At 65.2% G+C, this 13,347-nt stretch carries 6 protein-coding genes; 2 read left to right on the plus strand and 4 right to left on the minus strand.

The features are described 5' to 3' along the window. Nucleotides 1-42: 42 nt before the first annotated feature. Nucleotides 43-7,278: a hypothetical protein gene (locus HU230_RS38715; protein ID WP_176533716.1), complete on the plus strand. Its 7,236-nt coding sequence runs from the start codon at nt 43-45 to the stop codon at nt 7,276-7,278. A gap of 158 nt (nt 7,279-7,436) precedes the next feature. Here HU230_RS38715 and HU230_RS38720 read toward each other — a convergent pair whose 3' ends face one another. Then, the gene (locus HU230_RS38720) at nt 7,437-8,954 is read right to left on the minus strand and encodes a helicase HerA domain-containing protein (RefSeq protein ID WP_176533715.1); all 1,518 of its coding nucleotides are present in this window, start codon (nt 8,952-8,954) and stop codon (nt 7,437-7,439) included. Nucleotides 8,955-9,203: 249 nt separating this feature from the next. Here HU230_RS38720 and HU230_RS38725 point away from each other — a divergent pair, with 249 nt between their 5' ends. After that, nucleotides 9,204-10,493, plus strand: coding sequence for an MFS transporter (locus tag HU230_RS38725; RefSeq protein ID WP_176533714.1), 1,290 nt, complete (start codon nt 9,204-9,206; stop codon nt 10,491-10,493). Between the two features lie 27 nt (nt 10,494-10,520). On the opposite strand, the gene HU230_RS38730 is transcribed toward HU230_RS38725, so the two are convergent. The 3 genes from HU230_RS38730 to HU230_RS38740 all read right to left on the minus strand — a co-directional run bounded on the left by HU230_RS38730 (nt 10,521) and on the right by HU230_RS38740 (nt 13,277). Next, on the minus strand, nt 10,521-11,231 hold the full coding sequence (locus HU230_RS38730; RefSeq protein ID WP_176533713.1) for an alanyl-tRNA editing protein: 711 nt from the start codon (nt 11,229-11,231) through the stop codon (nt 10,521-10,523). A gap of 74 nt (nt 11,232-11,305) precedes the next feature. Beyond that, nucleotides 11,306-12,475, minus strand: coding sequence for an OpgC domain-containing protein (locus HU230_RS38735; RefSeq protein ID WP_176533712.1), 1,170 nt, complete (start codon nt 12,473-12,475; stop codon nt 11,306-11,308). A gap of 187 nt (nt 12,476-12,662) precedes the next feature. Beyond that, nucleotides 12,663-13,277 carry a TetR/AcrR family transcriptional regulator gene (locus HU230_RS38740; protein ID WP_176533711.1) on the minus strand — a complete coding sequence of 205 codons (615 nt, stop codon included), beginning with the start codon at nt 13,275-13,277 and terminating at the stop codon, nt 12,663-12,665. Between the last annotated feature and the right edge of the window lie 70 nt (nt 13,278-13,347).

Consider the following 13,347-nt stretch of genomic DNA (forward strand, 5'->3'; position numbering starts at 1 on the left):
TTATTTTTCAAGAACTGACCTTTTTCATTGGGGAGCGCTGCCATGAGCACCACATTTGTAAGCTCGGGTGTTACCAGCTCAGGATTGACCGAAACGGGAGCCAACACGCTCGAGGTCCTCAACGGAGGCTCGGCAACCGTGACGACGCTGAGTGGCGGCGGCCAGCTCCTGGTTGATTCCGGCGGCTACGCGGTCGGGACCACGATTTCCAGCGGCGGCAGTGCCGTCGTCAGCGCGGGCGGCGGGGCCGATCGCTTCGCCGTCTCGAGTGGCGGCACGCTCAACGTGGCGGGGACCGTCAACAGCTTCACCGCGGTGTTCACCGGCGGCGTCGAGAACGTCCAGTCTGGGGGGCTGATCAGCGGAGTCATCGGCTCGGGGACCGGCATTTCCGGCGGCACGGTCAATGTTCTGGCGGGCGGGTCGGCTACATTCCTGTCGGTTTCGAGCGGTGGCGTCTTCAACGTAGCCGGCACGACGCTCAGCATGATCGGGGTCCGTAGCGGCGGTGTCGAAAACGTACTGTCGGGCGGTTTCATTTCGGGGGCGATCAGCTCAGGCACCGGCGTTTCCGCCGGCGGCATACTGAACGTTTTGGCCGGTGGCTCGGCGGCGTTCGTCGGTGTCTCGAGCGGCGGCACGTTCAACGTGTCGGGCACCGTGCTCAGCAATGTGGCCGTTTATGACGGCGGCGTCGAGAATGTGGTCTCAGGTGGCGTTGTCACCGGCGTGACGGGTTCTGGGACCGGCATATCCGGCGGCACGGTCAACGTATTTGGCGGCGGCGCACTGGATCACCTGACGGTTTCGAGCGGCACGCTGAATGTCTCCGCTGGCGGCACGGCGCACAACATTACGGTGTCGAGCGGCGGCACCATGAACGTTGCAGGCACGATCACCAGCAACACGCTGGTCTCGAGCGGCGGTATCGAGAACGTGCTGTCCGGCGGGGCGATCTCCGGAGCCACGAGCTCCGGGACCGGAGTGCTCGGCGTACTGAATCTTCTGTCCGGTGGTTCGGCCGTCCACGTCGGTGTGTCGAGCGGCGGCGTCTTCAATGTTGCCGGCAGTGTGCTGAGCTACACGGGTGTCTACGCTGGTGGCGTCGAGAACATCCTGTCGGGCGGGTCCATCTCCGGAGCGCCCGGATCCGGGACCGGCGTTTCGGGCGGTACGTTGAACCTGTCGGCTGGCGGCTCGGCGTCCTACGTGGGCGTCTCGAGCGGCGGCATCTTCAATGTCGCGGGCACGGTGCTGAGCTCTGTCGGCGTGTACAGCGGCGGCGTCGAGAACGTGCTGTCGGGCGGCGTGGTCCAGGGTGTGTCCGGAGGCTTTGGCACCGCGATCTCCGGCGGCACGGTGAACGTGCAATCGGGCGGCACCGCGACCGCGATGTTCGTCTATGCCAGCGGTGCGCTGAACGACAGCGGCATCGTCACCAACCAGTTCGTGCTCAGCGGAGGCGTTGAAACCGTTTCGTCGGGAGGTCTCGCGTCCGGGGCGCAGATTTCGGGCGGCGGTCTGCTCGACATTCTCGCCGGCGGTTCGGCGACGAGTGTCGGCGATGCCGGGAGGGTCATCGTCGAAGCCGGCGGCACCGCCGACCACATCCTGGTTTCGTCCGGCGGTGTGCTCAGTGTCGGCGGCACCGTCACCAGCAATACAGGCATCCTGGCGGGCGGCGTCGAGACCGTGCTGTCCGGTGGACTGATCAGCGGAGCTAGTGGCTCGGGGACCGGCATTTCTGGCGGTACGCTGAACCTTCTGGCCGGTGGCTCGGCGGTCTTTGTCGGCGTGTCGAGCGGCGGCACGTTCAATGTGGCAGGCACCGTGCTCAGCAATGGGATGGTGTTTTCCGGCGGTGTCGAGAACGTGCAGTCCGGTGGACTGATCTCCGGAGCCATCAGCTCGGGGACCGGAGTTCTCGGCACTTTGAATGTTCAGGCCGGCGGCTCGGCAGCGTTTGTGGGTGTTTCGAGCGGCGGTACGTTCAACGTCGCGGGCACCGTGCTCAGCAGTGTGGCCGTTTGGGACGGCGGTGTTGAAAACGTTCTCTCCGGTGGTGTCGTCACCGGCGTGACCGGCTCCGGGACGGGCATATCCGGCGGTACGGTCAACGTCCTTGCGGGCGGTGCACTGGATCACCTGACGGTTTCAAGTGGCACGCTGAATGTCTCCGCCGGCGGCACGGCGCATAACATTGCGGTGTCGAGCGGCGGCACCATGAATGTCGCAGGCACGATCACCAGCAACACGCTGGTCTCGAGCGGCGGTATCGAGAACGTGCTGTCCGGCGGGTTGATCTCCGGAGCCACGGGCTCCGGGACCGGAGTGCTCGGCGTATTGAACCTTTTGGCCGGTGGTACGGCGGTTCACGTCGGTGTGTCGAGTGGCGGTACGTTCAACGTGGCTGGCACGGTGCTCGGCAATGTCGGCGTCTATGACGGCGGCGTCGAGAATGTTCTCTCGGGTGGTGTCGTCACCGGTGTCCCGGGCTCCGGGACGGGCATATCCGGCGGCACCGTCAACGTCCTTTCGGGCGGTGCACTGGATCACCTGACGGTTTCAAGTGGCACGCTGAATGTCTCCGCCGGCGGCACGGCGCACAACCTTACGGTGTCGAGCGGCACGCTGAATGTTGCAGGTACGATCACCAGCAACACGCTGGTCTCGAGCGGCGGTATCGAGAACGTGCTGTCCGGCGGACTGATGTCCGGGTCGTTGAGTGCGGCAAACATCGTTTCTGCTGGCGGCATATTGAACGTCCTGGCCGGTGGCTCGGCGGCGTTAGTTGGTGTGTCCAGCGGCGGCACCTTCAACGTTGCGGGCCAGATGCTGAACAATGCAGCAGTCTTCAGCGGCGGCGTCGAGAACGTCTTGTCCGGTGGATCCATCTCCGGCGCGAGCGGATCCGGGACCGGGGTTTCCGGCGGCACCTTGAACTTGTCGGCTGGCGCCACGGCTTCCTTTGTCGGCGTGTATAACGGCGGCATCTTCAATGTTGCGGGCACCGTGCTGAGAAATACTGGCGTCAATGCCGGCGGTGTCGAGAATGTTCTGTCCGGCGGATTCATCTCCGGTGGGGTCGGCTCGGGAACCGGCGTTACGTCCGGAGGCATATTGAACGTTCTGGCCGGCGGCTCGGCGGCGTTCGTCGGTGTGTCGAGTGGCGGCGTGCTGAACATTTCTTCCGGAGGCACGGCGCACAACATCGCGGTGTCGAGCGGCGGCACGTTCAATCTTGCCGGAACGACGACGAGCAACGTCGCGGTATTCGCCGGCGGCAGTGAAATCGTATCTTCTGGCGGCTCCACGGGGCCGGTCACGATCTCCGGCGGCGTGGTCGAATTGCAGGCTGCAAGCGTCGCGGGCGGCGGCATCACCTTCGGCGGGTCCGGCGGCCAGCTCAAGGTCGACGGCACGTCTTTGGCCGGCACCACCGTCAGTAGCCTGGTGCTGGGCGACAGCATCGATCTGGCAGGCCTCAACTTCGTATCGGGCGGGTCGGCGACCTTGCTGGCCGGCAACATCCTGCATGTCACCGAGGGGGCTTCCTCCTTCGATCTGCAGCTTGATCAGACGCCTGGCGTGCGGTTCAGCGTCAGCACGGATACCGGCGGCGGCACGCTGGTCACGACGCGCGCCGATATCGCACCGGTCACGTCAGCGCCCAACGTGCAGGCGATCTTTGGCGAGAGCTCTGCGCTCGCTTCCAGCCTGTTCTCGGTCACGGACGCCGATGGCGATCCCATCACCCAATACGCGTTCTGGGACACCCAAGGTAACGGACACTGGGTCGTCAACGGCACCGTCCAGCCCACCAACGCCGAGATCGATGTCACGGCGGCCAACCTGTCGCAGGTGAGCTACGTATTCGGTCCAAGCGGTTCGACCGATACCCTCTTCGTGCGCGCCAATGACGGCACGCTTTGGGGCGGCTGGACTCAGTTTACGGCAAAGGCGTTTGTCGACACCGCGCCGACCGTGAACGCAGCCAACGTCACTGCGGCGCACGGCCAGACGTCGATTGCCGCATCCAGCCTGTTCTCCGTCAGTGATCCGGATCCTGACACGATGACCCAGTACGCGTTCTGGGACACCGGCGGAAGCGGCCACTGGGTGGTGAACGGTGTGGCTATGCCTGCCAACACCGAGATCGACATTACCGCGGCGCAGCTGTCGCAGGTGAGCTACGTCTTCGGGCCGGCAGGGTCAGCCCCTGATACGTTGTTCATCAGGGCGAACGACGGAACGTTGTGGGGAGGCTGGAAGTCGTTCACGGCAGCGCCGGGGCCCGAAACCGCTCCGGTTGTTACGGCATCGAACGTCACCGCCAATCATGGGCAAACGTCGGCTCTCGCCTCGACTCTGTTCGCAACCTCGGACGCTGATGGCGATGCGATCACCCAGTATGCGTTCTGGGACACCGGTGGCAACGGTCATTGGGTGGTGAACGGTGTCGCCCAGGCCGCCAATGTCGAAATCGATGTTGCGGCGGCGAACCTCTCGCAGGTCAGCTACGTGTTCGGTCCCGGTAGCTCTCCAGCCGACACGCTCTATGTGCGGGCGAACGACGGGATGCTGTGGGGCGCCTGGACCGCGTTCACGGCAACACCGGGCCCCGATCAGGCTCCGGTTGTGACGGCACCGAACGTGACCGCGGTTCATGGTGAGACGTCGGCGCTCGCCTCGAGCCTGTTCACGACCTCGGACCCCGAGAGCGATCCGATCACCCAGTATGCGTTCTGGGACACCGGCGGCAATGGCCACTGGGTCGTGAATGGTGTCGCCCAGGCCGCCAACGTCGAGATCGATGTTGCCGCGGCGAACCTCTCGCAGGTCAGCTACGTGTTCGGGCCCGGCAGCTCTCCAGCCGACACGCTCTACGTGCGGGCGAACGACGGATCGAAGTGGGGCGCCTGGACTGCGTTCACGGCAACCCCGGGGCCCGATCAGGCTCCGGTTGTGACGGCACCGAACGTGACCGCGGTTCATGGTGAGACGTCGGCGCTCGCCTCGAGCCTGTTCACGACCTCGGACCCCGAGAGCGATCCGATCACCCAGTACGCGTTCTGGGACACCGGCGGCAATGGTCACTGGGTGGTGAATGGTGTCGCCCAGGCAGCCAACGTCGAAATCGATGTCGTCGCGGCGAACCTGTCGCAGGTGAGCTACGTGTTCGGGCCCGGCGACTCGACGCCCGACACGCTTTACGTGCGGGCGAACGACGGATCGAAGTGGGGCGCCTGGACTGCGTTCACGGCAACCCCGGGCCCCGATCAGGCTCCGGTTGTGACGGCACCGAACGTGACCGCGGTTCATGGTGAGACGTCGGCGCTCGCCTCGAGCCTGTTCACGACCTCGGACCCCGAGAGCGATCCGATCACCCAGTACGCGTTCTGGGACACCGGCGGCAATGGTCACTGGGTGGTGAATGGTGTCGCCCAGGCCGCCAATGTCGAAATCGATGTTGCCGCGGCGAACCTGTCACAGGTGAGCTACGTGTTCGGGCCCGGCAGCTCTCCAGCCGACACGCTCTATGTGCGGGCGAACGACGGATCGAAGTGGGGCGCCTGGACTGCGTTCACGGCAACCCCGGGCCCCGATCAGGCTCCGGTTGTGACGGCACCGAACGTGACCGCGGTTCATGGTGAGACGTCGGCGCTCGCCTCGAGCCTGTTCACGACCTCGGACCCCGAGAGCGATCCGATCACCCAGTACGCGTTCTGGGACACCGGCAGCAATGGTCACTGGGTGGTGAATGGTGTCGCCCAGGCCGCCAACGTCGAGATCGATGTTGCCGCGGCGAACCTCTCGCAGGTCAGCTACGTGTTCGGTCCCGGCAGCTCTCCAGCCGACACGCTCTACGTGCGGGCGAACGACGGATCGAAGTGGGGCGCCTGGACTGCGTTCACGGCAACCCCAGGGCCCGATCAGGCTCCGGTCGTCACAGCACCGAACGTGACCGCGGTTCATGGTGAGACGTCGGCGCTCGCCTCGAGCCTGTTCACGACCTCGGACCCCGAGAGCGATCCGATCACCCAGTACGCGTTCTGGGACACCGGCGGCAATGGTCACTGGGTGGTGAATGGTGTCGCCCAGGCAGCCAACGTCGAGATCGATGTCGCCGCGGCGAACCTCTCACAGGTGAGCTACGTGTTCGGGCCTGGCGGCTCTCCAGCCGACACGCTCTATGTGCGGGCGAACGACGGATCGAAGTGGAGCACCTGGACCGCGTTCACGGCAACGCCGGGACCCGACACGGCTCCGGTCGTGACGGCAGCGAACGCGACCGGGATCCACGACCATTCGGTGGCGGCGTCGAGCCTGTTCTCGACCTCGGATGCCGAGAGCGATCCGATCACCCAGTACGCGTTCTGGGACACCGGCGGCAATGGCCACTGGGTGGTGAACGGTGTCGCCCAGGCGGCCAACGCCGAGATCGATGTTGCGGCGGCGAACCTGTCGCAGGTCAGCTACGTGTTCGGCCCCGGCGGCTCGCCGTCGGATACGCTCTACGTGCGGGCGAATGACGGCAGCGAGTGGAGCAGCTGGAAGGCCTTCACGGCCACCGCCACCAATCAGGCGCCGACGGTCGCGGTCTCCAACGTCGTGACGGTCTCGGGGCAGACCTTTGCTGCTGCGAACCTCGTCACTGCGACGGACGCCGACGGCGATGCCATCACGAAGTATGCGCTGTGGGATTCCAACACCAACGGCCGCTGGAACGTTGGCGGAGTCAACGAGCCTGCGAATACAGAGATCGACGTCACCGCGGCACAGCTTGCCCAGGCGACCTATCAGGCCGGCTCGGGCACCGACCAGCTCTGGATCCGGGCCAATGACGGCACCGCGTGGGGAGCCTGGCAGTCGTTCAACGTGACGGGAGAGAGCCCGAGCAGCGCCACCATCGTCCCGAGCGGCACCCTCGAATTGACGGGGGCGTCGAATGCCTCCGTGACGTTCCAGGGCTCGACGGGGACGCTGAAGCTCGACAATTCCGCGAGCTTTAGCGGAACCGTCGCCGGGATGACCGGTTCGGACGCGATCGATTTCGCGAATATCAATTTCGCGAACGTTCACACGCCGACCTTCAGCGGAGACTCATCGCACGGAACGCTCACGGTGACGGACGGCACCGTCACGGCGAGTATTGCGCTGCTCGGCAACTACATGGCCTCGACCTTCACGACCTCGAGTGACGGCCATGGCGGTACCCTGGTTGTCGATCCGCCGGCGACGCAGGTCAGCCAGCTCGCGCAGCCGCAGCATGCGTGAGGCTTGAAGAGGGCTGTGTGGGCCTGTCGCGGGCCCACCGCAGCCAGATCCCTCAATCGGCAGAGACAAAAAGGCCCGCCTCTCGGCGGGCCTTTTCGTGTCTTGCGACGCTTGCCGGATTCCGCGCAATACCGGACGCTTCGTCGTCCAGCGTCCGATCACGCAGTCGAACTGTTGCACGCTGCTTCCGGCTGCGCCTCGTCGGCATTCGGATCGGCTGCGGCCGTGGCCCAGGCGAGTTCGACGAGTGTCACGATCCGCCGGCCGGCACCGTCAAGCTGGCAGACGATCAGGCCTTGCTCCTCGATGTAGGTCAGAAGATGCCGGGCGCGGCGCAGCGAGTGCGTGCCATAGGCGCGGGCGATCGCTGCATCGCTCGGGCAGGGCCAGCCTTCCTTCGCGGCGCGGGCGATCATCATGAAGACGCCCTGCATGTCCTCGGGCAGGATGGCGGCACGCAGCGAGACATCCTGCCACGCGTCGTCCTCCGCCATCTCGGTGCCGAGCCCGGCGCGGGCGCGCGTCAGCATGCGGCGAAAATCGGTCAGCTCGGGCACGACGGCACCGAAACCCTCGATCCGGCAGCGGACCACGAACTCCTGATAGAGCACGCCGATGGCGCGGAAGCCGGCGTCGGGCTCGGCGAGGATCGCGCGCAGGATGCGATCCAGCCGCTCGCGCCGCTCGGCCAGCTGCTCCGCGCTCGGCGGCGGCTCCGTGGCTTCGGGATCTTGCTCCGGTGCCGGATGCTTGGCGGCCATCAGCTGGCTGAGCAGGTCGGGCGGCGGTGTCCGGCGCGGCGGCCTGGCCGCCGTTTCAGGTGGCGGCGCGGCCAGGATAATCGCGCGCGCGTCTTCGAGCACCGCTTCAGGCAGCGGCATCAGCCGCGGCGCCGCGTTGCGCGGTTGGGTGTCGGTCGGACCGATGCGCAAGCCCAGTGGGCGGCGGGAGAGTGCGGGTCCCAGCGCCATGAATTGTCCGCGCTCCAGGTCGCGGAACGCCTCCGCTTGCCGCCGCTCCATGCCGAGCAGGTCGGCGGCGCGCGCCATGTCGATGTCGAGGAAGGTCCGGCCCATCAGGAAGTTCGATGCTTCGGCGGCGACATTCTTGGCGAGCTTGGCCAGCCGCTGGGTCGCGATGATCCCGGCAAGCCCGCGCTTGCGGCCGCGGCACATCAGGTTGGTCATCGCGCCGAGCGAGAGCTTGCGCGCTTCGTCGGACACTTCGCCCGCGATCGCCGGCGCGAACAGCTGCGCCTCGTCCACCACCACCAGCATCGGATACCAATGGTCGCGGGCAACCTCGAACATGCCGCCGAGGAAGGCCGCGGCGCGCCGCATCTGATTCTCGGCGTCGAGCCCCTCGAGATTGAGCACGGTCGAGACACGATGGATGCGCACGCGCTCGCCGGCGACCTGCAGGCTGCGCTCGGTATGGTCCTCGGCATCGATGACGAGGTGGCCGAATCGCTCGGCCAGGGTCACGAAGTCACCCTCGGGATCGATGATGGTTTGCTGCACCCATGGCGCGCTCTGTTCCAGCAGCCGGCGCAGCAGATGGGATTTTCCGGAACCCGAATTGCCCTGCACCAGGAGGCGCGTCGCCAATAGCTCCTCGAGGTCGATGGCCGCCGATGCGCCGGCCGTCGTTTGTCCCATCTCGATCGCTACGGTCATGTCTCGACTCAAATTGTCCTTGCGGCACGCGGCTTAACAAGCCGATCGCGCCGCGTCGAGCGAACCGCGGCATGATCCCCAGGCACGATGCGATCTCCACCGTCACACCTTTGAGCCGGCCGTCGCCGTGACATCGATGTGAACGGCGCCGCCATTCTCATGCCGGATACCTCCGTCCCGTTTGCCGGTGGTGTCCCCTCGCGCAAACCTCGTCATAGTCCGCAGCACAAAAGAAACGTGCGAGGAAACATGACTGAGAGCATCGTTGATGCCGTTGCGCCGCCGGTCGCGGCGACTGGTGCGGTGTCGCCGCGAAAAGTGTTTTGGGCGACCTGGTTCGGCTGGATGCTCGATGGCTTCGATTCCTCGATGTACGGCTACATCCTGGTCAGCGCGCTGAGCGAGCTGTTGCCCGCCAGCGGCATCGAGCCGAGCAAGGCCAATATCGGCATCTATGGCGGCCTGCTGTTCTCGATCTTCATGCTGGGCTGGGCCTGCTCGATGGTCTGGGGCTGGGCCGCGGACCGTTACGGGCGCGTCAGGATCATGTGCTGGACGGTGCTGGTCTACTCGCTGTTCACGGCGCTATGCGGCCTTGCGACAGGTATCGTGATGTTCGCATTGTTTCGCTTCGTTGCCGGCTTCGGCATTGGCGGCGAATGGGCCGCGGGCACGCCGCTGCTGCAGGAATCCGTGCCGGAGAACACGCGGGTGCGGCTCGCGGGCTGGCTGCATACGGCAACGCCGACCGGGCTGTTCCTCGCCGCCGCCGTGACGCTCGTGATCGGCAGCACGCTCGGCTGGCGCGGCATGTTCCTGCTCGGCATCCTGCCGGCGCTGCTGATTGCGTATCTGCGCAGCAACATTCCCGAACCCGAGAGCAGCGCGTCGCGCGAGCAACCTTCGGTCGCCGCCTTGTTCGCCGGGGATCAGGCGCGCACCACCTGGGCCGCGGCGCTGATGATGGCCTGCATCATCTTCGGCCTGTGGTCGTCGAACTTCTGGGCGCCCACCGTGATTTCGACCAAGCTGGTCGCGGCGGGGGCGACGCCGGCGCATGCGCAGGAGATGGGCGCGGTGGCCGGGCTGATCACCAATATCGGCACGCTGATCGGCTGCCTTCTTGTGCCATGGATCACCAGCTGGCTTGGCAGTCGGCGCCGCACCGCGGTGCTGTTCTTCATCGGCGGGCTGATCTCCGTCGTGGTCTGCTATGAAGTCGCGATCGAATGGCTCGACAGCCTGACGCTGTTCATGGTGCTGCTGCCGGTGCTCGGCTTCTTCACCAATGGCGTGTTCGGCCTATTCACGATCTGGCTACCGGAGATGTTTCCAGCAGCGTTGCGCGGCTCGGGCTCCGGCTTCGCCTTCAGCATGGGCCGCGTGCTCGGCGCCGCCGGCCCGACGTTGATCGGCGCGCTCGCCGCCCGCACCGGGAGTTTTCCGCTGGCGATCTCGATGTTGTCGCTGATCTACGTAATCGGTCTGCCGTTGATCGGGCTCGCGCCGGAGACGGCCGGCAAGCCACTCGCGAAATAGCAAGCGCACGCGGCGTGCGAGAGCCGGTCAGACCGCAACCTTGATCCGGCGATTCTGGCGGCCCTTGTTGTCGATCTTGACGATGCGCGCAGGGCGGGCCTGCCCGGTCGACGTCAGATGGGTGCCGCCGCAGGCCTGCCTGTCGAGACCGAGGATCTCGACGATCCGGACAAAGCCATCCTCCCCGACCGGCGGAGCGACGGCCTTGCTGCGAAACAATCCGGGTGTAGCTTCTGCTTCGGTATGCGCCATGAAGGCGGCGCTTACCGGAAGGTCCTGCCGGATGATGTCGTTCAGCGGTGCCTCGAGCGCCCGCAATCCTTCATTGTCGGCGCCGGGCAGATCGAAATCGACCCGGAAGCTGCCGTCGGCATTGAGTTGCGCCCCGGTCAGAAGCGCGCCGCCGAACTGCGTATAGACCAGCGCATTGACGACATGGGCCAGCGTGTGCAGTTCGCACATCAGGGCGCGAAATGCCGGCTCGACTTCGAGCATGACCTTGCCGGAGATCAGGCCGTCGCCGGGGACCATGTGCCAGAGGCCGCGTTCGTCACGCGCGAGGGCGGTCACCGGCAGCACGCCCCCGGACCATCTCAGAACCCCGCGGTCGGCAAGCTGTCCGCCGCCGCCCGGAAAGAACGGCGAGTGTTCTAGCAGGATTGCTCCGGGCCGCGCGTCGAGCACGTCGGCTTCGAGCTGCAGGATGTCGGGATGGTCGTGAGTAAAGGCGCGGGACATCCCGTCACTCCAAAGCGTTTTCGAGCGAAGCGGATACTGGTTCGTGTGAAGAAAGCACTTTGCACACCGGCCGGCTATTCCGCCGGCTTCGCGGCCGCCGGCGCCTGCGCAGCCACGGCCGGCTTCGGCGCCTTGTCGACCTTCTTCGACCAGGAGCGGTAATAGGCGAGCACGGTCATCAGCACGATGCCGATCGCGCTGATCAGGATCTGCATCCAGAGGCTGCCGGAGACCTCGACCAGCACCACATGCGCGACCACGGCAAGGAACACGCCCGAGCAGAACACCTCGAGCGACTGCTGGCCGCATTTGATGATCGGCTGGAACAGCGGCCATTCATATCCGGACCATTCGCGCGGCAGGAAGCGCGTGACGAAGAAGGCCAGCACCACGAAGTGCAGCACGCGATAGGGCGCGAGGTTGGTCTTGTCGTTCGGGTTGAAGGCGTCATAGAGCCAGGCCGGCATCGCCTGGCCCAGCTCCGGGAAACGGCCCGCCAGCGTCATGACCAGCGCGAACAACAGATAGGCGCCGCCGAGCCACAGGAAGGCGCGCGAGCGGATGAATGTGATCGATTCGCTGGCGCCGCCGAGCGCGAACCAGCCGCCGAACACGAACAGGAACTGCCAGCAGAACGGGTTGAAGTACCATGAGCCGCCCGGATAGGCCGGCAGATTCCAGCCGAAATGCCGTGCGGCGAGATAGAGCAGGAACGAGGCTGCCAGCGTCAGATTGAGCTTCCGCAGCATCGCCCACAGCACCAGCGGATAGACCAGCATCAGCGCTATGTAGAGCGGCAGCACGTCCATGTTGACCGGTTTGAACGCCAGGATCAGGCCCTGATAGAGCGTCTCCGCCGGGTTCTGCATGAAGCCCGCGACGTTGAACTCGTTCTCCAGATTGGGGTCGTGATAGCGCTGCGCGAGATAGCCGATCTCGGCGATGTAGATCACGAACAGCAGGACATGCGCGACATAGATCTGCCAGGCCCGCTTGATCAGCCGGGTGGCGCCGATCACGGTCCCGCGCTCCAGCATCATCCGCGCATAGACAAAGGACGCGGTGTAGCCGGAGATGAACACGAACAGATCGGCCGCGTCGCTGAAGCCGAAATTCTTCTGCGTGATCCAGTTCACCGCGTTGTTCGGGATGTGATCGAGATAGATCGCCCAGTTGGCGAAGCCGCGCAGCAGATCGAGGCGATAGTCGCGGCCACGCGGCGGCAGAACAGCCTTGACGTCCATCGGTTCGCTCCCATCCCCAGTGCCCGCGAGTCCAACCGCGGGTCGCCCATGGCATCATACTAGAATAGGATTTCGACAGTTGTGTATTGGTTTTCTGGGGGCGGATCATTTCGACGACAGGTCAAACAGCGCCGAATTTGGATCAAATCATTCGCGCCGCCGAAGCCAGGGCCGCGCACCGGCGCAGCTAACGCTGAACGAACCCGTTGTGCAGCGTGGTGAACAGCGTCTTGCCCTTCTTCACCAGATCGTATTTGCGGCCATAGAGCAGCCAGACCGCGGTCAGGTGGCACATGCCGCCCATCATCAGCGACATCGCGGCGTAGGGATCGAGGTTGCGGCGATAGGTGCCGGCGCGGATCGCCTGCTTGATCAGCTGCACGTAGCGCAGCGCATATTTGTCGACCGCCTTCTTGACCCGCGGTTCGGCGGCAAGGACGCTCGGCCATATCTCCAGGAAGAACACGCGGCCCCAGCTCGGGTTGTCCTTGATGTACTGGAAGTTGGTCAGGAAGATGATGCGAAGCTGCTCGACGGGGTCGCCGCCCTTCACCAGCAGCGGCTCGGTCTTCTGATACAGCGCCTCGAAATTGCCTTCGGGCACATCCAGCACCAGCGCACGCTTGTCCTCGAAATAATCGTAGATGCTGGAGAGCGGTACTTTCGCCACCGCAGCGACCTCGGTGAGCGAGGTGCCGTCGATGCCGCGCTGGCCGAACAGCTTGGTCGCTGCCGAGAGGATCTGTTCGCGCCGATCGCGGCTGCGCTGTTGCTTGAGCTTGAGCGTCGTCCCCGAAGCCACTTCCTTCTCCCATCCCGCAAAAACAGTAAGACAGCGGAAGTGGATCACCAAGAACTATTGCAACATAAAG

Origin of the sequence: Bradyrhizobium quebecense, assembly GCF_013373795.3 — a bacterium.
In the GTDB taxonomy this organism is placed as follows: Bacteria; Pseudomonadota; Alphaproteobacteria; order Rhizobiales; family Xanthobacteraceae; genus Bradyrhizobium; species Bradyrhizobium quebecense.

Excerpts from the sequence above, each read along its gene's own strand:
- HU230_RS38715 (WP_176533716.1), top strand. The coding sequence starts at position 43 with ATGAGCACCACATTTGTAAGCTCGGGTGTTACCAGCTCAGGATTGACC.
- HU230_RS38720 (WP_176533715.1), bottom strand. The coding sequence starts at position 8,954 with ATGACCGTAGCGATCGAGATGGGACAAACGACGGCCGGCGCATCGGCG.
- HU230_RS38725 (WP_176533714.1), top strand. The coding sequence starts at position 9,204 with ATGACTGAGAGCATCGTTGATGCCGTTGCGCCGCCGGTCGCGGCGACT.
- HU230_RS38730 (WP_176533713.1), bottom strand. The coding sequence starts at position 11,231 with ATGTCCCGCGCCTTTACTCACGACCATCCCGACATCCTGCAGCTCGAA.
- HU230_RS38735 (WP_176533712.1), bottom strand. The coding sequence starts at position 12,475 with ATGGACGTCAAGGCTGTTCTGCCGCCGCGTGGCCGCGACTATCGCCTC.